The sequence below is a fragment of the Nostoc spongiaeforme FACHB-130 genome, assembly GCF_014698475.1.
Taxonomy (GTDB): domain Bacteria; phylum Cyanobacteriota; class Cyanobacteriia; order Cyanobacteriales; family Nostocaceae; genus Nostoc_B; species Nostoc_B spongiaeforme.
This window is the reverse complement of sequence record NZ_JACJTB010000004.1, coordinates 134,230-159,784: the sequence shown is the minus strand read 5'-3', so window position 1 is coordinate 159,784 and position 25,555 is coordinate 134,230. Positions and strand designations below refer to the sequence as shown.

Here is a 25,555-nt window from a genome sequence, read left to right as displayed (position 1 = left end):
AGATAAGGACATAGTGAGCGATCGTTCCTTCAATAAAGATTATAGTTTGCATAGTGAGGCTTCTGAAAATTAAGTCAAAACAAATGATAGGCTCGCTGATCCCACTCCAACTTTGTAAGAAGATCAAATTTTGGAATAATTTGCATTGAGTGTACGTTAAAGGAAGTAGGAACGGTTCACTATTAAGTTCGTAAATAGACAATAAAGTTTGATTATCCGCAAACAATTTACTGGGATATTTACCTTGATGTGATCTGTGACAGTAAATGATGTGTGTACCTTTTCACTATGAAAAGCGCCACTTCATTTTTGACCCTGTTGCTGTTAATTACATAATATGCTTCTGCAAATTATCGATCTCGAAAATAACGAACTTTTCAGCGAAATCTCTAATGAAGAATCTGCTAGTGTTAGTGGCGGTTTAACTGCATCTTATGCCTTTGCGGCTGCACTAACCGCCGGGATTTTTGCTGTGTTAATTGCGCTCGGAGTTAACTCTCTGGGATCAGAGTTTCATAACCCAGTCGCCGAAAGCCTTTCCCAGCCTCAATCTCTAGATTTGGGCTAAAAATTTTAGTTAATATTAAGAAATAAAGTTGTAAAGCTTGATTAAACTAAAGGTTCAAAATCTTGCTTTGACAATTATTTTCTAAAAGTTGCAAAACACAGTTAACCATTTCATCTCCTAATCTTGTTTCCATAATTTGAAGTGAATAACGTGTCTTTATTTAGTTTCAATAAATTAGATCAAAGCAAATCCCACTGCTTAAAAGTAAATTTAATAGGCGCGTTATTAGACTTTTTATAGAAATAAACAGTTTACTCAATCAATTGATTTAGGCATCAATTTTAATATGATTTGTGAAAAGAAATGATGTGCCTATTTTTCGCTATTAATTAGCTTCACTTTACTTTTAATACTGATATTGTTAATTATACAATATGCTACAAATTACTGATCTCGAAAATAATGAACTGTTCATCCAAGCCTCTTCAGAAGAATTAGCTACTGTATTAGGAGGTATTACTGGTGTTGATTTGGCTAATATTCAAGATGGTATAGGTAACTATTCAAATAGAGTTAGCCTGTTTTCCCTAGATGGCAACAAGCTTTTTACGATTGACCTTTCAAGATTAACTATTAATTTGGTAGCAATCTTACCTTCTGGCTTACCAGAGGTTCTAAGTTGGACTAACGGGATTTAAACATTAATTCTGTTGTACCTGTTTGAGTGAATTAACATGCACAACTTGTGCAACCTAACTTGGAAGAGATAATTATGGTATACAAACAAAGACAGCCATTAACAAAACCTGTAAGTTGGTATTTGATAATGTTGACTGCTGCTATGGCTGTGGTTCCTGGTACACTTTCTCTCTACAGCTTTTCACGATTTCAGTTAACCCCTAAATTAGACTCACCTACTCCTCGTAGCTCTCCTATAATGACTGCTGTTACTGCTTTAGGAGCTTTAGAACCTGAAGGAGAAGTAATTCGTCTATCTGCTCCTAACTCTCAAGGGGGTGTTCGAGTGGCGAAACTTCTTGTCAAGCAAGGAAGTTGGGTACGTCAAGGACAAATAATTGCTGTTCTTGATAGTTATTATCCCCGTCTTACAGCCTTAGAAAAAGCACAAAAACAAGTCTTAGTAGCCGAAGCTAATCTCAATCAAGTCAAAGCGGGGGCTAAAGCTGGAGATATATCTGCACAGCAAGCAACAATTGCTCGTCTAGAAGCTGATTTGTCTGGAGCAATATCTGCACAGCAAGCAACAATTGCTCGACTAGAAGCTGAATTACGTAATGCTGAAAGCGAAAATCAGCGATATCAGCAGCTATACAAAGTAGGCGCAATTTCTGCTTCTGAGTCAGAAGCAAGACGTTTGCAAGTCGAAATTCTGCAACAGCGATATAAAGAAGCTAAAGCTTCTGACAATCGAACGGTAGAAACGATTCAACAGCAGTTGATAGAGGCCAAAGCTAAGTTTGCAAGTATTACAGAAGTCCGTGCTACTGATGTGCAAGCAGCACTAGCTAATGTTGAGAGTGCAAAAGCTTCAGTTAAACAAGTTCAGGCAGAGTTAGATTTGAGTTCTGTGCGATCGCCTGTAGCTGGCCAAATTCTAAAAATTAATACTCGTCCTGGAGAAATTATTGGCTCAACAGGAATAGCTGACTTAGGTCGTACACAACAGATGTATGCAGTAGCAGAAATTTATGAGACTGATATTAAAAAAGTACGTATAGGTCAGTCAGTTGTTATTACTAGTGATGCTTTACCAAAGCAATTACGAGGAACAGTCTCAGATATTGGCCTGCAAGTTGGTCAACAAAATATGTTTAATAATTTGCAAGCCGATACAGATAACAAAGTAATTGAAGTAAAAATTCGGATCAGCAATATGAAAGATAACAAAGAAATTGCTGCTCTTACTAACTTACAGGTAATGGTACGCATTTTAATCTAAAGTTCTAGAGAAAGCTTGATTAACTCACCAGGTAATAATTTTCCTGTAATTAATGTAGTTTCTACTAGATAGTAATGGTTTACTTTAACCAGTTATCTATCTCATATTTATCACTTTAGGTTTTTCAAATGATTATTAATATATCTCTCGCTTGGCTACAGTTAGCCCGACAAAAAGCTCGTTTTTTTGTGGCTTCGACTGGAATTGCTTTTATTGCAGTACTGATGTTTGTCCAAGTTGGATTTCAAGATGCTTTATACACTAGTGCTACGCAGTTGCATAATAATCTCAAAGGCGATTTATTTATAATCAGCACTCAATATCAATCCTTGACATTCAATCAAAGTTTTCCTCGCTGGTATTTATATCAGATATTAGGATGTGATGGTATAGAATCAGTTAGCCCATTATATATGCAGTTTGCCAAGTTAAAAAATTTAATAAATGGTATCAAGTTTCCTATATATGTACTTGGATTTGAGCCAGACAGCACAATTTTAAAATTACCAAATATTCAACAAAATCAAAGTTTACTACAATTACCTAAGATAGTTCTATTTGACAGCAAATCTCGCTCACAATTTGGGCCAATTACTCAAGATTTTCAACAAGGAAAAACTGTTACTCTAGAAATATTTAACTACAATTCATCAATTGGAAATAAGGTGAAAGTTGGTGGATTATTTAGCTTGGGTCCATCTTTTGGCGTTGATGGAAATTTAATTGTTAGTGTCTCTACTTTTTTCCAAATATTCCAAGGTCGTTCAGCAAAAAATGTAGATATTGGCTTAATTAACCTTAAACCAGATGCTAACATCCAGAAAGTTTTGACTAATTTATCTGCCCAATTACCTAAAGATGTAATAGTAGTGACACGCCAAGATTTTATTAATTTGGAAAAAAACTATTGGACGAACAGAGCGCCGATTGGATTTGTATTTCAATTGATGGTGACTATGGTATTTGTTGTCGGTGTAGTAGTCGTCTATCAAATTCTTTATAGTAATATCGCTAGTCATTTAGCTGAATATGCAACTCTCAAAGCAATGGGTTTTAAAAATAAATACTTGCTAATTATAGTTTTTCAACAAGCTTTAATATTAGCTTCTTTTGGCTACATACCTGGTTTTGCTATATCTATAGGTTTGTATGATGTAGCTGGAGATTTTACTAACTTACCAATCAGTATGAGCTTAGATAAAGCAGGCATAGTATTGTTTTTTATAATTTTAATGTGTTTAGCTTCTGGTTTAATCTCTACAAAGAAATTGCGAAATGTAGACCCATCGGATTTTTTTTAATGTAATTAACTTAGTGTTTTTTGTAAAGTTGTTATGACAAATTTCATTGTTGACATTAAAAATCTCAATCATTATTTTGGAAAAAGAATATTAAAAAGCCAAGTTTTGTTTGATATAAACTTGAATATTCAACATGGAGACATTTTAACTATGACTGGGCCTTCTGGTTCAGGAAAAACAACTTTATTGACTTTGATAGGTGGGTTACGTTCTGTTCAAAATGGGAGCCTAAAATTTCTCAATCAAGAACTCTCAGGTGCTAGTAATGACAAATTAGTACAAGTGCGTCGTCATATAGGCTATATTTTCCAATCTCATAATTTACTGAATTTCTTAACAGCTCGACAAAATGTTCAAATGTCACTTGAATTAGACAATAATATTCCTAAATGGGAAGCTCGTAAAAAAGCAGAAGCTATGCTTCATGCTGTTAAATTAGGGAATCTAATTAATTGCTATCCATCTGAACTTTCTGGTGGTCAAAAGCAACGAGTAGCAATTGCCCGTGCTTTAGTAAGTCATCCTAAATTAGTTCTAGCTGATGAACCTACCGCAGCATTAGATAGTAAATCAGGTCGAGATATTGTTAACATGATGCAACTATTAGCTAAGGAACAAAATTCTGCTATTTTAATGGTTACTCATGACCATAGAATTTTAGATATTTCTGAGCGAATAATACACATAGAAGATGGTCGAATAGTTAAGAAACTTTAGGATTTATAAAAAATGACCAAAAACCATTTAAATCAAATCAGTCTACAAATGTTACTATTTTTTAGTAAAAAATAAATATATTCCAATAATATGCTTCAATTTCTAGGCTATTGTAATTTCTAAGGAGAAAGCGAAATAATGGCTAGTATCATAATTTCTTATTTTCATCCTACTGATGTAGGGGGATTTATGTACAGTCTGATGCCATCTCAATGTGAGGCTGTATTGGGAGGTTATACCTATGTTAATTTAATAAATATTACTGATAGCGTAAATAGCATTAGTAATACATACTATTTAGGTGCTTACGCATTTAATTTCCACGATAATAGAATTTACACAATAGACTATACAAGGTCTATTTACAACTTCTTCTATCTTTAGTTATGAGACACTGAGATATAGAGATTTAAAAACTGTTATTGAAAAAAGCGATCGCATCAATTCAAATAAACTCATTACTCTGAGATTTTTTCCGGCGATACTAACTACAGATTTTCACTGGTAAACTCCAAACAAATAAGCAATAATAACTTGATTCAGTCAGGTAGTTTGAAAAAGTCAAAGGAAGACTTTTACGTCCTACCTTCTGCTTTCTGCCCTACTTCCTTTCAGGATGAGCTATTTCCTCTTGGGAAGGACTACCCATTTGGTTAATTGTGGCAATCATTTGATATAAACGCCCTAAATCCCGTTGATTGAAGTGCAGAATTAACCGAGGTAAATCCGCAGTTTCATCTTGAGCTTCTTGGGGTAATGCTTGACTTTTTTCAATTTTGCCTTTAACTAGAATGTCACTGAATTCAGCATTCAGTTGTTCGACTTCCGCATCTGACAAATCGCAACTTAAACGAATCACCAACTGATTACTAACGTAGCGGCTGGAGTGATAAACCTTGTAAAAACCTGTAATGGCGTTGCAAGCTACTTCCAGGTTATCTGTCACAGTGTACAAACTAGGATCTTCTGGGCTAACAAGACCTTTCTGCACCAATTGTTGATCAATATAATCGCTCCAAGAGCGCCAATAATCACCGCCGGGATGGTCAATTAATACTAAAGGTACAGGGCCAAATTTACCCGTTTGGCTTAAGGTCATACACTCAAAAGCTTCATCTTGAGTGCCGAATCCGCCAGGAAATAGCGCCACAGCGTCACTTTCTTTCAGCAGGAACAGCTTGCGGGTGAAAAAATACTTAAAGTGAATTAATTTTGGATCACCTTCAATAATTGGATTTGCTTGCTGTTCAAAGGGTAACTGAATATTTAAGCCAAAAGAATTTTCTCGCCCAGCGCCTTCATGACCTGCTTGCATAATTCCACCGCCGCCGCCTGTCATCACCATAAATCCCAGTTGAGTCACAGCGCGACCAAATTCTAACGCCATTTTGTATTCTGGCGTTTCTGGTGATAGACGGGCAGAACCAAATATAGTTACTTTACGTACATGTCGGTAATTGTAAAATAACTCGAAGCCTCGCTCCATATCCGCTAAAGCAGCCGATAATATTTTCCAATCCAGACGATCAATGTCACTATCGGCTAGACGGATGATAGTAGCAAGCGCCTGTTGGATATATTGCCGATTTTTTAACGTCGGTAGGCGATCGATTAAGTCAACAATATCGGCTTGCAGAGACTCTAATGTGTCGAACGACGCAGATGAGGTCATGAGAACAGATGGCAGAGTGGCAATACATTCTATCTAATTTTGGAGCGATATTTACAATTTTTTTAGAATTTGTTGAAATGGCAGGGAAATAGAGGCTAGGGGCTAGGGACTTTAGAAAAATCCCTAACCTCTAACCTCTCCCTTATAAGCAAAAACAAAACCCCTCTAAAGAGGCGCTTAGAGGGGCAAGATTTGGGTATGTATAAGTTCAGTTATTTTCAAAATTACGCAAAGGCTTGAAAAAACGCAGATTCTTTCGCTTATTCTTGTGATGAGTCGTTAAATAATTATCAGCATAACGGAAGGCGGATGCACAATCGTAAGCCGCGATCGCTACAGCTTGCAAAAATACTTGCATAGGAATTTCAAAACTAGAAATTCTTTCTGTCAGCAATAATAATTCCCGGTCTGTTGCTGGTACGGCGGTTTCTTCTGCCCATTCTGGCTCATTAAACAAGTCTTCAACTAGCGCCTTGGACATTTTGAACCTCCCCAAACGCATAAGAAGCAAAGCCTGCGATGAAATTTAACTGTTCTTCACGAGTTTGCAAGTTAACAGGTAGTTCAGTACTAGGAAATCCTAGTTCTTTTAAGATATCCAAACAGTAAGCACTGGTTTGACTATATGAAGCTTGCTCCCATTTATGGGCTACTTCTTTTGCCATTTCCAGATTGACTCTAATAAATTTCATCGCAGGGCTAGTCATAAGTTGCACCCTAATAAACTGGATATTGGCAGTTTTGATCAGAACCCCAGTTCAATGTAACCGTGATCTTGCTGAATTTATGAAGATGGGTAATTGAAGGATCAGCGCATTTGCGTAATTGACGGATGAAAGAATACGCAAATTTTTCAGAATAAACAAAGACGGTCAATCGCAATGATACTTAAGTACGGACAGTATCTACTGAAATACTGAGATTGATTATTGACTGATTTGTACTTCTTCTGCAACCCGTTTAAGGCGGCGTAATTGGGCTTGCATATCTTGTTTTGTCCAAGAGGCGGCAAAATTATTGAATCCCCAACTCACTATGGGATTAGGAATCACAAACTCGAAGCGATTGAGTAAGCATGTTCCCTTTGCTACTGGTTGACATTCCCAGCGATCGCGTCCTTGAAAAAATCCCTGAAATTCCCAAACCACTAAACCCGGTTGTCTGTCTACAACAACACTCTTCAGAGTTGGTTGCACCACAGGAACTTGAATAATAAAGCGGCTTTGACTACCTATATCCGTACTCCAAACCTCATCTACAGGTTCACAGCGTAACGCAGGATTCAGCCAACGGTGCATCAACCCTAAATCGGTAATACAGCGTTCTACAACTGCGGCTGTGGCGTTAATTTGAATTGATTGTTCAAAAACTTGGGTCATGCCAACTCACCAATCCTGTCGCTGCCCTTAGATTAACTCAAAATGGCTTGTTATAGCAGGAGGCAGGAGGCAGGTGGAGCGATAGCGTAACCCAACAAAGTCTTAACTCAACAAAACCCTTACACTCCACATCCTTACATCCAGTCTCAACAATTTTGTGCGTCAATATTTTGTTATTTGTAACAAATTAGCCTATCTATCAATTGTCTAGATATATTTACTGGTAAATTGATACGCAAAATTCACGTAAACTTACTAGAGTGTAATTTGGCATCCTCAAATCTACTCTACTGAGTTCACAAGTATTTTTGGCAAACACATAAACTTAATACCAAAGAAACCATGAACACAACTTGGCCAGGGATAACCCGGTTGATAGACATGGGTTTGTCGATAAAAGGGCAGGAATTGTTGGGACAATCACCTAATCTGCCGTTAGATCAACCAAACTTAAACCAAGGAATTGCGGATCTGCAAGGAATTGGACAACAAGTAATTCTATATACACCAAGATTGCTCGGTGCTGTAGCGATTTTGTTGGTAGGGATACTAGTTGCTTTGGTGATGGCGGCAATCACTAGAAGCATCCTGAATCGCACAGACATTGATAATCGCATTGCGGCGGGGGTGACAGGACGCAGAGATGTTCCTCAAGTTGAGAAGTTCATCTCTAGTTTAGTCTTATGGAGCATTATTCTAATCACGGTAGTAGCTGCTTTACAGGCGCTAGGACTAGAAGTAGCTTCTCGACCCCTGAATAACTTCCTTGACCAACTAATTGGCTTTTTGCCAAAAGTTTTAGGTGCAGGTATTTTGTTAGGAGTTGCTTGGGTCTTAGCAAGTATTGTCAAACTTGTGACGTTGCGAGGATTGCAGGCACTCAAATTGGATGAGCGGTTAAATCAAGAAACACCAGAAGATACTATCAGCCTCGATCGCATTTCTCTAAGTGAGACGATCGCCAGTGCTTTATATTGGTTTATCTTCTTACTGTTTCTGGCACCAGTTCTTGATACTCTCGGACTCCGACAGGCACTTTTACCAGTACAAGCCTTAATTACCGAAATTCTGTCAATTCTGCCCAATATTTTGGCAGCAATTTTAATTGCGGTATTGGGTTGGTTTTTAGCGAATATTGTCCGCCGAATTGTGACTAATTTATTAGCCACAACGGGCATCGATTATTTAGGTAGTCGGTTTGGACTCTCATCAGCAATGGGCGCACAGTCTTTATCGACAATTATCGGTACCATTGTTTATGTTTTAATTTTGATTCCTGTGGCGATCGCCGCCCTGAATGCTTTAAGAATTGAGGCGATATCTGTGCCAGCAATTACTATGCTGCAACAGATTTTGAATAGTTTGCCTGCTATTTTCACCGCCGTAGCTATCTTAATTGTCGCTTTTTTTATTGGGCGCTTTGTCGGAGATTTAGTTACTAGTGTTTTGACTAGTTTGGGCTTTAATAATATTTTTGCCGTACTGGGTTTACCTTCACCTGCTAGACAAGAAGTCCATACCGAAACACAACCATTAACCCCACTCCGCACACCATCAGAAATTGCTGGCATTATTACTTTAGTCGGCATTCTGCTATTTGCCACTGTGGCAGCAGTGAATATTTTAAATATTCCGGCTCTGACAACATTGGTAACTGGCATTTTAATTATTTTGGGGCGGATTCTTGCCGGATTAATTGTGTTTGCTATCGGATTGTTTTTGGCAAATCTCGCCTTTAATTTAATTAGCAGTTCCGGCGATCGCCAAGCGAAAATTTTAGCCCAAGTAGCCAGAATTTCTATTATTGCGCTAGTTTCGGCAATGGCATTACAACAAATTGGGGTTGCCAGCGATATTGTCAATTTAGCATTTGGTTTATTACTCGGTGCGATCGCTGTTGCTATTGCTTTAGCTTTTGGTTTGGGTGGACGCGATATCGCCCGCGAACAAGTTAAAGAGTGGCTAGATTCTTTCAAGGATAAAGGCTAGTAGTATACCCATGAAAAAACCCGCTTGCAGGAATGGATGAACCATCTTGAGCGGGTTTTTTTAATTCTGAATTCTGACTTCTGCTTACATCAATTTCAAATCAGGATATTCTGCGAACAAATCATCAGAAGTTAAGGTATCACCTTCAGCTTGAGGAGTCCATAAAACTTCAATTGCTAACAATTGTTCACCAGGAATGCTACCCATTTGACGCAAGGCTTGGCGCAGTTCGTCAGCAGAATTGATGGCAGGAATTTCAAATTTACCGAGAGTTGCTGCTAACAAGGTAACGATAATATATTCCCCAGGGCCTTCAGTAATGAGGCGAGTTGGGTTGTCGAGTTCATCACTAGCAGGTAAGGCTTCTTTTGCTAAAGCAGCTTTGAGTTGGTTATTAACGTTAGAAAGAGTTTCTTCACTAAATTTGCTACGTTCTGCCAATGCTAAACGATTAAATTGGCTTTCCGCAGAATTTAATTTAGCTTGTTGTGTACCACCGCCGCCATAGACCCAATATTCTGGATGGCGGAGTAAAGCTAGACTAGTTTCTTGGACAACTGCGGCTCTACCTTCGGGAGAGTTAGTATCAGCCAGTTCAGCAATTTTGTTGAGTGCGGGTTGCAAATCGCGGGCTTGAGCTAACAAACCAACTTGCAAGCGAGTTACAGAAACATTGGGGTTGCTGTTATAACCAACTTCATCAATTCCGCCACTGTTAGCACGACGGAAACTTTGAACCAGGAAGTTAGCGATCGCAATAAAAATTAAAATTGTAAATAGACCGCCAAATCCGCCGCCAATACCCCAAAACGGTAATAGGAACGGAAAGCCAAAACCACCGCCAGGATAAGGTGCATAATATCCGCCACCACCAGGAGGTGCGTAGGTACGGGGTGTATAAGTGCGGCTAGAAGGAACTCTAAAGGAACCGCCACCGATACGACCACCACTGCGAGCCGCTAAGGCTCCGTCAGCATGACCTAATGCTAAGGCTAATACTAAGCTGAGGACAAAGAAGGTTTTTAACAGTGGTTTGATGGTTTGTTGTAGTTTTTTACGCATAACACAGTCGCTTGAAAAATTTTATTGCTGATGATTGCATCCTATTGTTGATAGGATTTTGCGGTATGTAGCTGATGCCAGCCCGCGACTAGTAAGCGAGTATTGTATTGGCAGTAGCTTTCTGTAACATCATTAACTGTTGCTACATCTTCAATTTACCGCGACTTATCCCAGGTACACAGCAGACGGAGGGGGGATTTCTGTAGTAGATTACCGTACCTTGGAACTTCTGCTGAAGCGTAGGAACTTTGGGATCAATTAATAATTGCCCTCAAATCAGGCTATCGGTAGATGATACTATTCTAAATTCACCCCATACCTTAAGGCAGAAGCTTGAATAAACAATTTGAGATTCTTTCCACAAATAAATTTAGTAGCTAGGATAATTTACAGTATCAAAATGGATACCAATACATTCACCAAATAGCATCAATTATTACAAAAATATATAGTTAACAAACACTTCACATAAATAACTAGTGAATCTCTATATTTAATGCTCTAGAATATTTTTTAAAGGATGTTAATAAATTCACTCAAGCAAGAGGAATTGGTAATTATGTTTCTCACAACTTGGGATCAGGGAGTGGTAATTAAAAATGGTGATATTTGGCATTTGTCACAAATGGTAACTTTTTGTAAAAAACTTTGACAAAAATTATAGCTATTTAACGTTGAATAAGTTCAGTTACAGAATGCCCAAAATTACAGATTCTAGCTACAAGTAAATTCCACTGCATTTTTTTACAATCTCCATTGGCCAAAATATACTAAGAGGAAAAGTGAGACACATAACTATTAACTTATCTATTGACCAGATAGAAATCAATTGCGATTCTACATATATGTAGATATAGTATAAATAGCACCAAGATTAATCAGAATTAGGCGAGCAAACTTGTTAGCAAAACAACTTATACCATTTTGGCATTGAGATTGTGTAAGCTCAGATTAATAAGCTTTTCAGGCTTTCATCTGTCACAATTATTTTTCAAATTGGTATTAGATTAGTGGGTCTTATCTTGTGCAGCTTCAGTAACTTATTGGTGATGATAACTACTATTCCATAATTAATTGATGTTGCTGAAATATCAAGTATGAGATGAATTTTGGCTGATATCGAAATTCAAAAGTGATGATTAGCAGTTGCTAACTATTAGTGAGCAGAACTAACTTACTAGCAACAATCTACTTGAATTAAATATGCAAAACTCAAACATTATTTAAATCAAATTACAAAGATTAACATGGAACATATTTCTCAACTAGCGCCAAACATTAGAGAAAAAACATCATGTCCAGATATTTTAGTGATATCGCGTCAATTTTTACCACAAGAGGCGGTGATTAGCGAATATATCTATAACCGTTGTGTGCAAGATCCAGAACGAATTATTGTGTTGGCGGCTAGTTGTGCAGGAGATAAAAAATTTGATGAGATGCAACATTTTCCTGTCTATCGCTGGCCTAATCCTCAATACTGGCTAGGAAGATTTTGGGGAAATATTTTCCAGCCTTTGATGAATTTATTTAGCTCATTTGTATTAGCAATTAAGCTTTATTTTCGCTATCACTATCGTTATATAGAATGGGGACACAGTTACGAGTTTCCCTCACTATTATTATTGAGCTATCTATTACCAATCCGTTTTTTTATTTATCTACACGGTTTTGATATTCGCTCTATTTTAGGCAATCCTTTGTGGCGATCGCTCTTTAAGTTAACATTATCCCGCGCCACAGGCATTGTTTGTAACAGCGCCTTTACAAGAGACTACATTAGAAACACATTCCGGTTACAAACTCCGACCCATGTCATTCATCCCATCGTTAGACCAGAAAAATTTAGCGTCGGGACAAACTCAAGTCATCTTGATGATTTACGGGTCAAGATACGCCAAAGTTACAACATTCCCGAAACAGCAATTGTCATTCTTTCAGTGGGAAGACTAGTAAAACAGAAAAGCTTTGAACGAGTGATTGAAAATCTCCCCTTATTACTGACTATTGGGATAGATGTTCACTATATAATTTGTGGTCAAGGTGCGGGTGAGTCGGAATTGAAAAATCTCGCACAACGCTTGCGGGTAGACCAACGGGTACACTTTGCTGGTTATGTACCTGAAAGCGAGTTAGCAGGTTACTATGGGGCTTGTGATATCTTTGCGATGCTGACTGTGAATGATAGCAAAGCGAGATTTATTGATGGTTTTGGGGTGACATATTTAGAAGCAAGTTACTTTGGTAAGCCTGTAATTGCTTCTCGGTTAGGTTCTGTGATTGAGGTAGTGAGTCACGAAGAGAACGGTATTTTAGTCAACCCAAAATCTGGGTATGAAGTCTTTCAAGCCTTTAAACGCTTGTGTCAAAACCAGCAATTGCGCGAACAACTTGGTCGCAAAGGTAAAGAATTAGCGAGGCGCAAAACTCTTCACCGGATGCTTTATCAAGAAAATTAACCACCGCCGACAATGGTAACAACTTCTAAGCGATCGCCTGATTGTACGATCGTTTGTGACCAAAATTGGCGATGCAAAATTTCCCCGTTATACTCCACCGCCACTAAGCGCGGGTTGAAACCCAATTGTTGTAATAAATCGGGTAACAATGATGGAGATAAACAACTGCGGGTTTCTCCATTTACCTGAAGGGTAATTTGCTCGGACATAAAATCAAGTATGAAGTGTGAAGTATGAAATTTTATCTGATTGACTCCTGCCTTTTGACAAATGACAAATGACAAATGACCATTGACTCAGTAATCAATTTTGAATGATTTCTGGTTGTGGTCTGACGCGATTGAGTTGAGACAGCAAGTATTGAGTAACGAGAGTTGGCTGTTCGGCTTGCATGAGCGATCGCACTACTGCTACCCTTTCTGCACCAGCATCAATGACATCATTGATATTATTGGCATCAATGCCGCCAATGGCAAACCAAGGGATGGGGCTATTTTGGGCGGCGTAGCGGACATATTCTAAGCCGGCTGCGGCTTTACCTGCTTTGGTGGGAGTTTCGTAAATGGGGCCGACACCGATATAATCAGCGCCTTCGTTAATGGCTCTGTGCATTTCTTCTGAATTAGTGGTAGAACGGCCAATAATGCGCTGTGGCCCCAATAATTGACGCGCCAAGCCAATTGGCATATCTTGTTGCCCCAGATGCACACCATCGGCATCTACAGCTAAGGCTAAATCGACGCGATCGTTCATAATCAACAAAGCGCCATAAGCATGACATAGCTGTCTGAGTATAGTTGCTTGTTCCAGCCGGACAGTATCATCGGAATTCTTATCGCGGTACTGGACTAACGTCAATCCGCCTTTGAGTGCAGATTCAACCGTGGCGAACAAATTGTCTGATGGGGATGTGACTAAATATAAATGCGATCGCCACAATAACTGATGGCGTTGATAACCCATCAAACTACTTTCTAGGGTATAAACCCGATAGCGCATCTGCTTAAAAGCTTTGCCCATATTGGAGCTATATAGCTTGCCATATTCTTCCAACACCCGCAATGCTTCTTGAACACGGCAAAAGTTAGCTTGCAACAGCGACTTAATACTAGCGCGTTGTTCTTCTTGGGGATGAGATAAATCAGTGCCGATATCACCTACTGTATCTCGCGCTGCTCGTATTTCTGCTGTATGCCACTTTGCCAACTCTTGTCGCAGGTATTTACATTCTCCTGCTAACTGAGCATTATTCAACCCAAAACGACACCACTCCTCGATGATGCGTAAACCTTCACGAGTGCGGTCTAAATTAGCATCTAATATGCGGTAAACAATTTGCTGTATTTGCTCTTGTTGGCTATACGGCTCGACCATTACCACAACTCCATTAGTGCTTTCATAATAGTCAGCCTCTTTCATATATGCAATATTTTTAGCATCATTAATTTACTAAGCAAGAGGTATGAAGAGTTGAGTACTGGAAATTGGGTTTCGGTCTTGAGAAAACTAATTTCCCATTCCCTATTCCCGACTCCCCACTTTCTTCATTAATTACTTTGTCTTTAAAATAGCCAATAGGTCAATATTGTGGGTAACATTATCGACATATTACTGTCTAAGGGTATAAGACTTTATTGTTATTTCTTAGGAGTATGGTAAAAATGGTGTCCCCCAATGTGTCAGGTCAACATTACAGACTGGCGCTCAAGCTAATAACCCTTGATCAACCGCATCAATCTTTAAATTTAGCTATACCGATAGCTTTTGGTTACTCACTTTTGCTGTGTATGCTTGGTATGGGAGTGGCGAGTTTAACTTTGCTGGCAATCAATAATAGTGCCGTTGCTCAGATGCCATCTCTACCAAATAGAATGCCCCTGGGTGAAAGACCAATTTCTCAGGTTAATGTACTGTTTGTCAACCCAAGTATCGGGGATGACACTACAGGTAATGGCAGCGATCGCACGCCGTTAAAAACTATTACCCAAGCTTTGCGTGTTGCTCAAGGCAATACAGTCATTATGCTGGCTCCGGGTAATTACAGTGAAGAAACCGGAGAAACATTTCCTTTAATACTTCGCCCTGGGATTTCCATTCAAGGTGATGCAGCTAACAAAGGTAGTGGAATTACAATTCAAGGTGGTGGCTTGTACTTGAGCCGCAGTTATGGCGGACAAAATGTCACGATTGTGGGTGCAAATCAAACTGAGTTAACAGGGGTGAGTGTGACGAATGCTAATCCCCGTGGTTATGGTTTGTGGATTGAATCAACTAACCCTGTAGTGTCGGAAAATACATTTACAGGAAGTACCCAAGATGGTGTAGCTGTGAGTGGTAATGGCGCACCGACAATTAGTAAAAATTATTTTTATCGAAATGGAGCTAATGGTATTACCCTCAGTGGTAGTTCTCAGGCAAAAGTGCAAGAAAATATTTTTCAAGAAACAGGTTATGGCGTAAATATTACCCAAAATGCCGCGCCTGTAGTCATGGGTAATCAAATACAAAACAATCGTTCAGGAATTTTAGTCCAAGGCAAGGCGCGTCCCATTATTCGCAATAATGTCATTGCCGATAGTAAAGAAGATGGTTTAGTAGCGATCGCCCAAGCTATGCCAGACTTGGGTAATACTACAGAAGCAGGTGGTAACGAATTTCGTAATAATGCCCGTTATGATATTAATGCTAGTGCAGTTCAACAGGCGATCGCTGCCACTGGCAATACTTTAACTAGCAACAAAATTACAGGTAAAGTCGATCTGAACGCGCCAGCTACGACTGTTGTAGATAACCCCCAACCAACCACACCAAACACAACTATTTCAACTATTCCCACCAATCCAGAAATTACTGTTTCTCCCACTGAAGTTGCTCCCACACCCAATCCCGTCGCCAAATTACCCACTACAACCATCAAACCCAAATCTCCCCAACAACAACTAACTCCTCCCCGTGGTGGCTTCCCAGTTCCCAGCAGCTTAGTAGGAAACCAACCAGCAACAAACACCCCAACGACTCCTACATCCCAACCAGCATCCTCACAGTTCAACTACGTGCAGATTGACAGGAACACCATTGAATTTACTGCACCCGATTCTGTCATCCAACCAGCCCCAATACCCAATACAACTATTTCTTCAGGTAGTGCAGCTTTGTTACCTGTTCCTGATGGTAACGTTCCCCTGGGTAATACTGCCAACCTGCGAAAAGTGCCACTTCCCCAAACCAATACAACTACATACACTCAAAGTTATTTACCGCCTACCAACAACACACGTTATCGCGTCATTGTTGAAGTAGCCAACGAACAAGAACAGGAACTAGTAAAATTTGTAGCCCCTGGTGCATTTTCTACCATCTGGAAAGGGCGCAGAGTGATGCAAGCAGGAGTATTTAGTAATCGTTATAACGCTGATGAGATGTTAAAAAATCTCACCAATAATGGTTTAAGAACTATTATTGAACCTTTGAATTAAATTAGTAGGGGCTAACAGCCTTTAGCCCCTACTTTGGGGAATCATACAACGTAGCAAATAATCTGATAACTTAAAAATCATACCTGAGAAGTAGCAAAATAAACCTTAAGGAATACATAATGAATGGGGCATCATTATCGGCTGCAAGTTGGGAGTTTTGGATTGATAGAGGCGGAACTTTCACTGATATTGTGGCAAAAAGTCCTGATGGCCAGTTAATAATTCACAAGCTACTTTCAGAAAATCCTGAACAATATACAGATGCAGCAGTCCAAGGAATCCGAGAAATTTTAGGAATTGCTGCTGATGCGCCCATTCCAGCCGATCGCATTGCAGCAATTAAAATGGGAACAACTGTAGCGACAAATGCTTTATTAGAAAGAAAAGGCGATCGCACTGTTTTAGTGATTACTCAAGGATTTCGGGATGCCCTACGCATCGGTTATCAAAACCGTCCCGATATTTTTGCCCGTCAAATAATTTTGCCAGAAATGCTCTACGAAAGAGTCATTGAAGTAGAGGAACGTTACAGCGCCCAAGGTGAAGAATTAACCCCGTTAAATATCGATGCAGTTCGCCCACAATTACAAGCAGCTTACGATGATGGTATTCGCTGTTGTGCGATCGCGTTTATGCACGGCTACCGCTACACCAGCCATGAACAACAAGTTGCAACTTTAGCCAACAGTATTGGATTTACGCAAATTTCCGTCTCTCACCAAGTCAGCCCTTTAATGAAATTAGTCAGTCGGGGCGATACAACGGTTGTCGATGCTTATTTATCCCCCATCTTGCGGCGATATGTTGATCAAGTCTCCCATCAATTGGCAGTAGGGAATAGGGAATCGGGAGTGGGGAATCGGGAAGAAGAAACTGGTGAGATAAGTAACAAGCAACAAGGATCATTACCCCTGCCCCCTGCCCCTCCTACTCCCCACTCCCCCAAACTGATGTTCATGCAATCCAACGGCGGACTCGCGGATGCAGCGAACTTCCAAGGTAAAGACAGTATTTTATCTGGCCCGGCTGGTGGGATAGTTGGGGCAGTGCAAACAAGCCGGATGGCTGGATTTGACAAGATTATCAGCTTTGATATGGGTGGTACATCTACCGATGTGGCGCACTACAATGGCGAGTATGAACGCACCTTTGAAACCGAAGTGGCGGGAGTGCGGTTGCGGACACCGATGATGGCAATTCATACCGTTGCAGCTGGCGGTGGTTCGATTGTGCAGTTTGATGGTTCGCGGTATCGGGTGGGGCCGGAATCGGCGGGGGCAAATCCCGGCCCTGCGGCTTATTCTAAAGGCGGGCCGTTGACGGTGACTGATTGCAATGTGATGGTAGGTAAGTTGCAACCAGAGTTTTTCCCCAAGGTGTTTGGGGCGGATGCGAATTTACCTTTAGATGCAGAGGTAGTCAGGCAGAAGTTTCAGCAATTGGCGGCGGAAATTGGGGATGGGAGAATACCTGAAGAAGTCGCTACAGGATTTTTGGCGATCGCAGTTGATAAAATGGCTAACGCCATCAAAAAAATCTCGCTCCAGCGTGGTTACGATGTGTCGGAATATACTTTGTGTTGTTTTGGTGGCGCTGGTGGTCAACATGCTTGTTTAATTGCCGATGCTTTGGGGATGAAGCAGGTATTTATTCATCCTTATGCGGGGGTGTTGTCTGCTTATGGTATGGGTTTGGCAGATGTACGGGTCATCCGCGAGAGGTCGGTGGAAGCGGTTTTGAGTCAGGGTTTGTTGGGAGAAGTGGAGTTAGAGTTTGTGGGGTTGGTGGCGGAGGCGGTAGGGGAAACGAACCGCCAAGGCGCGGAGGGCGCGGAGGGAGGAGAGAAGATAGAGATTTATCGCAAGGTGCATCTCAAATATGAGGGTACTGATGCACCGTTGATTGTGGATTTTGCCGATGTGGCGATGATGCAGGGTCAGTTTGAGGAGTTGCATCGTCAGCGTTACGGGTTTATTGCGCCTGAGAAGCGGTTGATTGTGGAAGCGGTGGCGGTTGAGGTGGTGGAGAAGCATGACGCACCAGAGGAAGCTGTAGTTACACGCAGGAATGATAATAAGCCTGTAGCAGTAGGAACTGTGCAGATGTATACGGCTGGGTCATGGCAAACTACACCAGTGTATCAACGCCAAGATTTACAGCCAGGAGATTGTGTAGCAGGGCCAGCCATTATTGTCGAGGCGACGGGTACAAATGTGATTGAACCCCATTGGCAAGCTGAGTTAACTGCACGCAATCATCTTGTGTTGTCTACTATTGGGGTTGCACAAAACAAAGGACAAATGACAAATGACAAAGGACAAAAACCCGATCCTGTGATGTTGGAGATTTTCAATAATTTGTTTCGCGCGATCGCTGAACAAATGGGTATAACTCTACAAAATACCAGTTCCTCTGTCAACATCAAAGAACGGCTAGATTTCTCCTGTGCAATTTTTGATGGTGCTGGACAATTAGTCGCCAATGCACCGCACATCCCCGTTCATTTGGGTTCCATGAGTGAAAGTGTGCAAGCTTTAATTGCTAACTATGGCGACACCATCAAACCTGGTGATGTTTTTGTTTCCAATAACCCTTACAACGGCGGTACTCACTTACCAGACATTACTGTTATTACCCCCGTCTTCCCCCACTCAGCACTCAGCACTCAGCACTCAGCACTTTTTTACGTCGCCTCACGCGGACATCATGCAGATATCGGCGGTATTACTCCCGGTTCAATGCCACCAAATAGTAAAAATGTAATTGAAGAAGGCATATTAATTGATAATTTTCAGTTAGTTGCAGCAGGTAAATTCCGCGAAGCTGAATTAGTTAGTTTGCTCACCAGTGAACCTTACCCCGCACGCAATATTCCGCAAAATTTAGCAGATTTAAAAGCCCAAATTGCCGCTAATGAACGTGGTGTGCAAGAACTTTTAAAAATGGTAGACCACTACAGCTTAGAAACTGTCCAAGCTTACATGAATTTTGTCCAGGATAATGCCGAAGAATCTGTAAGACGTGTGATTGAGGTTTTAAAAGACGGTAGTTTTAGTTATGCCTTAGATGATGGCAGCGTGATTCAAGTTGCAATTACAATTAATCAAGAGAATCGTACTGCCAAAATTGATTTTACAGGCACTTCTAGCCAGCAATTAGCTAATAATTTTAATGCTCCAGCCGCAGTTTGTAAAGCGGCAGTTTTATATGTTTTTCGCACATTAGTTAATGATGATATTCCGTTAAATGCTGGATGTTTAAAACCTTTAGAAATTCACATTCCTGGAGGTTGTATGTTAAATCCTGCTTATCCGGCAGCGGTTGTGGCGGGAAATGTGGAAACTTCTCAAGCTATTACCGATGCTTTATATGGTGCGTTGGGTATTCTCGCTGCTTCTCAAGGAACGATGAATAATTTTACCTTTGGGAATGAACGTTATCAATATTATGAAACTATCTGCGGCGGTTCTGGTGCGGGTGTAGATTTTGATGGGACAGATGCAGTTCATACCCACATGACTAATTCTCGTCTCACAGATCCCGAAGTATTAGAATGGCGTTTCCCGATTGTGTTAAAAAATTTTGCTATTCGGGAAAATAGCGGTGGTCAAGGACTTCATCATGGCGGTAATGGTGTCATCCGTCAATTGCGTTTTCTGGAACCAATGACCGCAGCAATTTTATCAAATCATCGCATAGTTGCGCCTTTTGGTTTATGTGGTGGCGCAAGCGGTGAAGTAGGAAAAAATTATGTTGAACGGTGTGATGGAACTGTTGAAGATTTAGGTAGTAAAGCTGTGGTGGAAATGAATGTTAATGATGTGTTTGTGATTGAAACTCCTGGCGGTGGTGGTTATGGTTTTACTGATCATCCTAGTTTTTTATGAAAAATACTAGTTTTCAATCCAGATACCCGACTTCTTGAAGAAGTCGGGTATCTAAAAGTTCTCGTAAAATTTAAATCACTGCTTTTTGACGTGGACAGTCGAAAACCACCACAAAATTAGCATCTGGAATGAGTTTACGTAAACTTTGTAAATGACCGTCTGCATCCGAACGATTACGAAATCTCGCAACTGTTACCCTTTGCATATCTGGAAATAACCGCGCAACAATCCAAGAATTTAAACGTTCTTTGTAAGCGTATGTCTGAGCTTCTGAGACAAAATCTTTGTAATTGCTGTTTTGTGGCATGATTAATCTATCCATAAGGAGTTTAGTAAAGGGCGTTAGCGAGTCTCTTGGCGGGGATGCTAACGCCTCTTCAACAAAAATTGAATCTCAATACCATATCGTTTGTCAATTGTCAATTGTTAGCGCCAAGTTTTAGCGCCAACAAATTTTAACGCCCAAAAATATGGATCTAAGAGCATTAAGACACCGTACAGGATTAAGAATTAGTGATGTAGCTATTGAATTAGATTGTGCTTTATCTTCGATTCGCAACTGGGAGAAAGGTAGAACAACACCCAAAATGGAAGTATGGCAAGTATTTCGTTTGCGGGATTTATATCAATGCACTGAAGAAGAATTAGTACAAGCAGCCAAAAAATCGACGTTGGCTGAAGATAGTTAATTTTGCTGGGATATTATGTGAAATTTGAAAGTTGCTTTTTTATAAACAAGCGATCGCATCATCTCACAATAGACATAAATGATTCCTCTCTCCTGCGAGAGAAGACAGATAAATTTCATACTTTTCTAAACTGAATACATTACTTGTAGAGAAAGGAAAAAACCAAGCAGCAATCAGAGTTCCTTTTAGCTTCGCCAAAATCAAATAAGAGTTTTATTATATATAAGTGAAAAATTATTAATTTATTCTTATATCTGAGACAAACAATAATACAAGATGTAAACGCGCAAAACACTAAAATCTTAGCAAGTTAGCCTAGTTATATATGCGGTAAAAAAAATATCAATGTTAAACAGCAACCGCTTGCAGATGCAAGATGTACAGAATTCAATGGTAGTCAAGGTTGCAGCAGCGATCGCCTTCCTTGCTGGCAGTTTTGTCATGCTTGGGTGGATGTTCAACATTGGATTTCTCAAAACGGGCAACAACCCCAGCTTGTTCATGATGAAAGCGAACACAGCATTATGTTTTATCTTATTAGGTGTGTCGCTGTGGCTATTACAAATCAATAAAAAGCAGCGAATTGATGTTTGTTTAAGCCAAGCAGTTAAGCGAAAACAGCAAATTTATTTATGGTCGGCGAGAGTGTTTTGTTTACTACCAATAACTATTGCCGTACTGACAATTATTCAATATTTATGCGGTTGGAATCTGGGGATTGACGAGCTACTGTTTCAGGATTCAGAAACTCTTTTTTTCTCCTTTTATCCAGGACGGATGGGATTAAATACAGCCTGTAACTTTTTCTTTTTAGGCTGTGCTTTGGAAATTTTGACTTATTCAAAAAGCGAACGCCGCAATTGGTATGGTCAAATTCTAACTCTCATGGCTGGCGTAATTTCCTTAGAAGCATTCATCGGTTACACCTACAATATCAAAATTCTCTACAGTTTTTTCCCTACAGGCACACCGATGGCGCTACACACAGTATTAATATTTAGTGTGCTGTGTATGGGAATTCTCTGGTTAAATACTGACCAAGGCTTTATGCGTGTCATTACTAGTGAAAGTTATGGCGGTTTACTGGCACGTCGTTTATTAATAGGTGCGATCGCTGTACCTTTATTATTAGGCTGGTTAATTGTTCAAGGTCAGCAAGCTGGACATTATGACCCAGCTTTTGCCATAGCGGTATTTGCACTTATTTTGATTGTTATTTTTGCCCTGTTAATTTGGCAATGTGCAGCTGTAGTCGAACGGCTTTGTTACAACAACGAACGCACGCAAACAGCACTCAGAGTCTACGAAGAAAAACTCAAAAGTTTCGTAGATGCAAACGTGATTGGCATCTTATTTGGTGATGTGTATGGCAATATTCACCAAGCAAATGATGAATTTCTCAGGATGGTTGGTTATACCCGTGAAGATTTACTGGCAGGTCAATTAAAGCGGGATAACATTACACCACCAGAATATCTGGATTTAGATGCACAAGCGATCGCCGAAGCTAAAACAAAGAAAAATGGCGCTTGCACACCTTACAACAAAGTGTATATTCGCAAAGATGGTAGCCACATACCCGTATTAGTTGGTTATGTTCTCGTAGGAAAACAACGGGAAGAATCTGTAGCCTTTATTCTGGACTTAACCGAACGCCAACAAGCACAAGAACAAATTTTGCAACTCAATCGAGATTTACAAAGGCGAGTTGTCGAACTGCAAACCTTATTAGATGTGATTCCTATAGGAATTGGCATTGCGGAAGATTCTGAATGCAGAAATATTCGCGTTAACCCTTGTTTCGCCAAGCAACTAGGTATCTCAACAAATATCAATGCTTCTCTGTCCGCACCTACCGCAGAAAGACCCAACACATTTAAAGTTTGCCGCGAAGGTCGAGAATTATTGCCAGAAGAACTACCAATGCAGTATGCAGCGAAGCATGGTGTAGAAGTTTTGGACTTTGAACTGGATGTGGTTCATGAAAATGGCCGAGTCACCAAGTTATTAGAATATGTTGCACCTTTATTTGATGAAGAAGGCAACAGCAGAGGTTGTATTGGCGCATTTTTAGATATTACCAGTCGCAAGCAAGCTGAAGAATTACAGCAAAAGCAACGAAAATGGCTGGAAGATGTGTTAAATCTTATGCCCAGACCATTGCTGTTAATTGAACCAGGAACAGCAAGGGTGACATTTGCTAATCGTGCAGCCAATGAGTTAGCAGGCGGCGAATTTCCCCAAGGCATACCTGCTGAAGAATATCACACAGCATATTATTATACAGATGCTACAGGCGATCGCATCCCTAATAAGCAAATGCCAGGGGTACGTGTTGCCCGTGGCGAACGATTGGATGGTATAGAAGTAGACTGGCATACCAACACATGCACATATTCTTTATTAATTTTTGCCGATACACTGCCAGCAATGCACGGTTTTCCAGCTACCTGCATTTTTGTATTCCAAGATATTACTAAACTCAAACAAGTAGAAAAAGCATTATCAATAGGTAATCAAAGGCTGCAATTACTGTTTAGTACAGCCAGCGCCTTATTATCTAGCCAGCAACCCGTTGCACTTATTGACAATGTTTTCCGCCAACTTCAAGAACAAATTAGTTTAGATGTTTACTTCAACTTCTTGATTGAGGATAATTCGCAAATAATGCGTCTCGCTTCCTATGGAGGCGTGACAGCAGAAATCGCCAAAGAAATTGAGTTTTTAGAATTTGGTCAAGCAATTTGTGGTACAGTCGCCCAATATCGTCAATTAATTTATGTCGAAAATGTCCAGCAATCAACCGATGTTAAAACATCATTAATTCGTTCTTTCGGTGTTCAGGCTTACTTCAGTTACCCTTTAATCGCTCAAGGTAAGTTGTTCGGGACTCTTTCTTTTGGTAGTTGTAGCCGCAATTTCTTCACCGAAAATCAAAGAAGTATGATGCAGGCGATTTGCGATCAAATTGCGATCGCAATGGAACGCTCAAGTTTAATTACTTCCTTGCAGCAACAAACCGAGCAGTTGCAACAAGCCAACCGGATGAAAGATGAGTTTTTAGCAATACTTTCCCACGAATTGCGATCGCCCCTCAATGCAATTCTCGGCTGGGCGCAATTACTACGCAGTCGCAAACTGAACGAAACTCAAGTTAGTAAGGCGCTAGAAACCATTGAGCGGAATGCAAAGATGCAAACCCAAATGATTGAAGACTTACTCGATATCTCACGGATGATTCGCGGTAAGTTAAGGCTAAAAGTTGCTACCTGTAATTTAATCACGATTATTGAATCTACAATTGAAACTGTCACTTTAGCTGCCCAAGCCAAAGAAATCGAGTTGCAATTTGCGCGGGCAAATCATCAGGAGTCACAATTTTTAATTTCTGGTGATAGCGATCGCTTACAACAAATCATCTGGAATTTGCTATCAAATGCCATTAAGTTTACACCCCAAGGCGGCAAAGTAGAAATTCAACTTGCAAAAAGTGTTAGTCATCATTCCGAATCTATCAGTTACGCCCAAATTCAAATCATTGATACAGGTATAGGTATTAACAGCGAATTTATCCCTTACGTATTCGACCGCTTCCGTCAAGCCGACAGTTCCAGCACCAGGGCGCACGGTGGTTTAGGATTAGGTTTAGCAATTGTGCGTCACTTAGTAGAATTACACGGTGGTACTATCACTGTCGATAGTCCCGGTGAAGAACAAGGTACAACCTTTACAGTCAAATTACCCTTACTAACACCCAATAAAGAAACTATATCCCCGCCAGTTAGCTTAACTGAAGCTCATACTGATGTTTTACCCCCGTCTTTCTCCCTAGCTGATGTGCGCGTCCTGGTTGTAGATGACGAAGCCGACACCAGGGAGTACATATCTACAGTACTGCAAAAATGTCAAGCCCAAGTAAGAACCGTTAGTTCAGTCCCAGAAGCTTTACAAATGATTGCTCAGTGGCAACCAGATGTGTTAGTCAGTGATATTGGTATGCCCGGTGAAGATGGATATTCATTGATTCGCCAATTGCGATCGCAACCTCCAGAACAAGGCGGTAAAATTCCCGCCGCCGCCCTCACCGCCTACGCTAGAGGCGAAGACCGAATGCGTGTTATTCAAGCAGGTTTTCAACTACATCTACCTAAACCCATCGAACCAGCTGAATTAGCTACAGTAGTCGCCAGCTTAGTAGGTAGAACTTGACACTTCCCCTCATTTCCTTGAAGAAGGCAGGAGTTAAAAGGCAGGAGGCAGGAGGCCGATTAGTGGGGGATGAATTCTCAGGACTTACGAAAAAATAATGTAACTCCGTCATTATGAGCGATGGTGAAGTAATCTGCCCTGACACTGAGATTACTTCTCTTTGCTTCGTTCCCATCGCAATGACAATATCGGCTTTGCCTAAATTTTAATTCTTTTCGCAACCTACTCCTGCGGAAACTACTGCTCA

19 protein-coding genes are annotated in these 25,555 nt (G+C 40.3%); 11 read left to right on the top strand and 8 right to left on the bottom strand.

Annotated elements, in window-relative coordinates; genetic code table 11:
- Positions 1-337: 337 nt before the first annotated feature.
- From H6G74_RS06005 to H6G74_RS05985, 5 genes are all read left to right on the top strand, one after another.
- Complete coding sequence (locus H6G74_RS06005; RefSeq protein ID WP_190966812.1) at positions 338-568, top strand: hypothetical protein; 231 nt, start codon at positions 338-340, stop codon at positions 566-568.
- A 374-nt stretch (positions 569-942) separates the two neighbouring features.
- Positions 943-1,206 carry a hypothetical protein gene (locus tag H6G74_RS06000; protein WP_190966811.1) on the top strand — a complete coding sequence of 88 codons (264 nt, stop codon included), beginning with the start codon at positions 943-945 and terminating at the stop codon, positions 1,204-1,206.
- 74 nt (positions 1,207-1,280) lie between these two features.
- Entirely contained in the window at positions 1,281-2,468 is a 1,188-nt protein-coding gene (locus tag H6G74_RS05995; RefSeq protein WP_190966810.1) for an ABC exporter membrane fusion protein, read from the top strand.
- 128 nt (positions 2,469-2,596) lie between these two features.
- Positions 2,597-3,769: an ABC transporter permease DevC gene (gene devC / locus H6G74_RS05990; protein WP_190966809.1), complete on the top strand. Its 1,173-nt coding sequence runs from the start codon at positions 2,597-2,599 to the stop codon at positions 3,767-3,769.
- A gap of 33 nt (positions 3,770-3,802) precedes the next feature.
- Entirely contained in the window at positions 3,803-4,486 is a 684-nt protein-coding gene (locus tag H6G74_RS05985) for a DevA family ABC transporter ATP-binding protein (protein ID WP_190966808.1), read from the top strand.
- Positions 4,487-5,087: 601 nt separating this feature from the next.
- Here H6G74_RS05985 and H6G74_RS05980 read toward each other — a convergent pair.
- From H6G74_RS05980 to H6G74_RS05965, 4 genes are all read right to left on the bottom strand, one after another.
- Positions 5,088-6,158, bottom strand: a complete 1,071-nt coding sequence (locus H6G74_RS05980) for an LOG family protein (RefSeq protein WP_190966807.1) — start codon at positions 6,156-6,158, stop codon at positions 5,088-5,090.
- 208 nt (positions 6,159-6,366) lie between these two features.
- Positions 6,367-6,639, bottom strand: a complete 273-nt coding sequence (locus H6G74_RS05975) for a hypothetical protein (protein WP_190966806.1) — start codon at positions 6,637-6,639, stop codon at positions 6,367-6,369.
- Positions 6,620-6,865, bottom strand: a complete 246-nt coding sequence (locus H6G74_RS05970) for a hypothetical protein (protein ID WP_062297687.1) — start codon at positions 6,863-6,865, stop codon at positions 6,620-6,622. Before H6G74_RS05970 ends, H6G74_RS05975 begins: the two co-directional genes overlap by 20 nt.
- Positions 6,866-7,084: 219 nt before the next feature.
- Positions 7,085-7,537 carry an SRPBCC family protein gene (locus tag H6G74_RS05965; RefSeq protein WP_190966805.1) on the bottom strand — a complete coding sequence of 151 codons (453 nt, stop codon included), beginning with the start codon at positions 7,535-7,537 and terminating at the stop codon, positions 7,085-7,087.
- A gap of 342 nt (positions 7,538-7,879) precedes the next feature.
- Here H6G74_RS05965 and H6G74_RS05960 point away from each other — a divergent pair, with 342 nt between their 5' ends.
- Entirely contained in the window at positions 7,880-9,526 is a 1,647-nt protein-coding gene (locus H6G74_RS05960; protein ID WP_190966804.1) for a mechanosensitive ion channel, read from the top strand.
- An 84-nt stretch (positions 9,527-9,610) separates the two neighbouring features.
- On the opposite strand, the gene H6G74_RS05955 is transcribed toward H6G74_RS05960, so the two are convergent.
- Positions 9,611-10,588 (bottom strand): DUF1517 domain-containing protein, encoded by a 978-nt coding sequence (locus tag H6G74_RS05955; RefSeq protein WP_190966803.1) that lies wholly within the window; start codon positions 10,586-10,588, stop codon positions 9,611-9,613.
- Positions 10,589-11,835: 1,247 nt separating this feature from the next.
- Here H6G74_RS05955 and H6G74_RS05950 point away from each other — a divergent pair.
- Positions 11,836-13,047 carry a glycosyltransferase family 4 protein gene (locus tag H6G74_RS05950; RefSeq protein WP_190966802.1) on the top strand — a complete coding sequence of 404 codons (1,212 nt, stop codon included), beginning with the start codon at positions 11,836-11,838 and terminating at the stop codon, positions 13,045-13,047.
- Here H6G74_RS05950 and thiS read toward each other — a convergent pair.
- Complete coding sequence (gene thiS / locus H6G74_RS05945) at positions 13,044-13,256, bottom strand: sulfur carrier protein ThiS (RefSeq protein WP_190966801.1); 213 nt, start codon at positions 13,254-13,256, stop codon at positions 13,044-13,046. The genes H6G74_RS05950 and thiS overlap by 4 nt on opposite strands.
- A 94-nt stretch (positions 13,257-13,350) precedes the next feature.
- Positions 13,351-14,466 carry a thiamine phosphate synthase gene (locus H6G74_RS05940; RefSeq protein WP_190966800.1) on the bottom strand — a complete coding sequence of 372 codons (1,116 nt, stop codon included), beginning with the start codon at positions 14,464-14,466 and terminating at the stop codon, positions 13,351-13,353.
- A gap of 242 nt (positions 14,467-14,708) precedes the next feature.
- On the opposite strand from H6G74_RS05940, the gene H6G74_RS05935 reads away from it, so the two are divergent.
- Positions 14,709-16,523 (top strand): DUF1565 domain-containing protein, encoded by a 1,815-nt coding sequence (locus tag H6G74_RS05935; RefSeq protein ID WP_190966799.1) that lies wholly within the window; start codon positions 14,709-14,711, stop codon positions 16,521-16,523.
- Positions 16,524-16,642: 119 nt separating this feature from the next.
- A complete protein-coding gene (locus tag H6G74_RS05930; RefSeq protein ID WP_190966798.1) occupies positions 16,643-20,410 on the top strand; it encodes a hydantoinase B/oxoprolinase family protein in 3,768 nt (1,255 codons plus the stop codon).
- Between the two features lie 70 nt (positions 20,411-20,480).
- Here the strand turns inward: H6G74_RS05930 and H6G74_RS05925 are convergent, their stop codons facing one another.
- Positions 20,481-20,717 carry a hypothetical protein gene (locus H6G74_RS05925; RefSeq protein WP_190966797.1) on the bottom strand — a complete coding sequence of 79 codons (237 nt, stop codon included), beginning with the start codon at positions 20,715-20,717 and terminating at the stop codon, positions 20,481-20,483.
- Between the two features lie 163 nt (positions 20,718-20,880).
- On the opposite strand from H6G74_RS05925, the gene H6G74_RS05920 reads away from it, so the two are divergent.
- Both H6G74_RS05920 and H6G74_RS05915 read left to right on the top strand, forming a co-directional pair.
- Positions 20,881-21,099, top strand: coding sequence for a helix-turn-helix domain-containing protein (locus H6G74_RS05920; RefSeq protein ID WP_190966796.1), 219 nt, complete (start codon positions 20,881-20,883; stop codon positions 21,097-21,099).
- Positions 21,100-21,444: 345 nt separating this feature from the next.
- Positions 21,445-25,308 (top strand): hybrid sensor histidine kinase/response regulator, encoded by a 3,864-nt coding sequence (locus tag H6G74_RS05915; RefSeq protein ID WP_190966795.1) that lies wholly within the window; start codon positions 21,445-21,447, stop codon positions 25,306-25,308.
- Positions 25,309-25,555 lie beyond the last annotated feature (247 nt).

Excerpts from the sequence above, each read along its gene's own strand:
- H6G74_RS06000 (WP_190966811.1), top strand. The coding sequence starts at position 943 with ATGCTACAAATTACTGATCTCGAAAATAATGAACTGTTCATCCAAGCC.
- H6G74_RS05970 (WP_062297687.1), bottom strand. The coding sequence starts at position 6,865 with ATGACTAGCCCTGCGATGAAATTTATTAGAGTCAATCTGGAAATGGCA.
- H6G74_RS05915 (WP_190966795.1), top strand. The coding sequence starts at position 21,445 with ATGTTAAACAGCAACCGCTTGCAGATGCAAGATGTACAGAATTCAATG.
- H6G74_RS05940 (WP_190966800.1), bottom strand. The coding sequence starts at position 14,466 with ATGAAAGAGGCTGACTATTATGAAAGCACTAATGGAGTTGTGGTAATG.
- H6G74_RS05985 (WP_190966808.1), top strand. The coding sequence starts at position 3,803 with ATGACAAATTTCATTGTTGACATTAAAAATCTCAATCATTATTTTGGA.
- H6G74_RS05980 (WP_190966807.1), bottom strand. The coding sequence starts at position 6,158 with ATGACCTCATCTGCGTCGTTCGACACATTAGAGTCTCTGCAAGCCGAT.
- H6G74_RS05950 (WP_190966802.1), top strand. The coding sequence starts at position 11,836 with ATGGAACATATTTCTCAACTAGCGCCAAACATTAGAGAAAAAACATCA.
- H6G74_RS05995 (WP_190966810.1), top strand. The coding sequence starts at position 1,281 with ATGGTATACAAACAAAGACAGCCATTAACAAAACCTGTAAGTTGGTAT.
- H6G74_RS05925 (WP_190966797.1), bottom strand. The coding sequence starts at position 20,717 with ATGCCACAAAACAGCAATTACAAAGATTTTGTCTCAGAAGCTCAGACA.
- H6G74_RS05975 (WP_190966806.1), bottom strand. The coding sequence starts at position 6,639 with ATGTCCAAGGCGCTAGTTGAAGACTTGTTTAATGAGCCAGAATGGGCA.
- H6G74_RS05935 (WP_190966799.1), top strand. The coding sequence starts at position 14,709 with ATGGTGTCCCCCAATGTGTCAGGTCAACATTACAGACTGGCGCTCAAG.
- H6G74_RS05930 (WP_190966798.1), top strand. The coding sequence starts at position 16,643 with ATGAATGGGGCATCATTATCGGCTGCAAGTTGGGAGTTTTGGATTGAT.
- thiS (WP_190966801.1), bottom strand. The coding sequence starts at position 13,256 with ATGTCCGAGCAAATTACCCTTCAGGTAAATGGAGAAACCCGCAGTTGT.
- H6G74_RS06005 (WP_190966812.1), top strand. The coding sequence starts at position 338 with ATGCTTCTGCAAATTATCGATCTCGAAAATAACGAACTTTTCAGCGAA.
- H6G74_RS05955 (WP_190966803.1), bottom strand. The coding sequence starts at position 10,588 with ATGCGTAAAAAACTACAACAAACCATCAAACCACTGTTAAAAACCTTC.
- devC (WP_190966809.1), top strand. The coding sequence starts at position 2,597 with ATGATTATTAATATATCTCTCGCTTGGCTACAGTTAGCCCGACAAAAA.
- H6G74_RS05920 (WP_190966796.1), top strand. The coding sequence starts at position 20,881 with ATGGATCTAAGAGCATTAAGACACCGTACAGGATTAAGAATTAGTGAT.
- H6G74_RS05960 (WP_190966804.1), top strand. The coding sequence starts at position 7,880 with ATGAACACAACTTGGCCAGGGATAACCCGGTTGATAGACATGGGTTTG.
- H6G74_RS05965 (WP_190966805.1), bottom strand. The coding sequence starts at position 7,537 with ATGACCCAAGTTTTTGAACAATCAATTCAAATTAACGCCACAGCCGCA.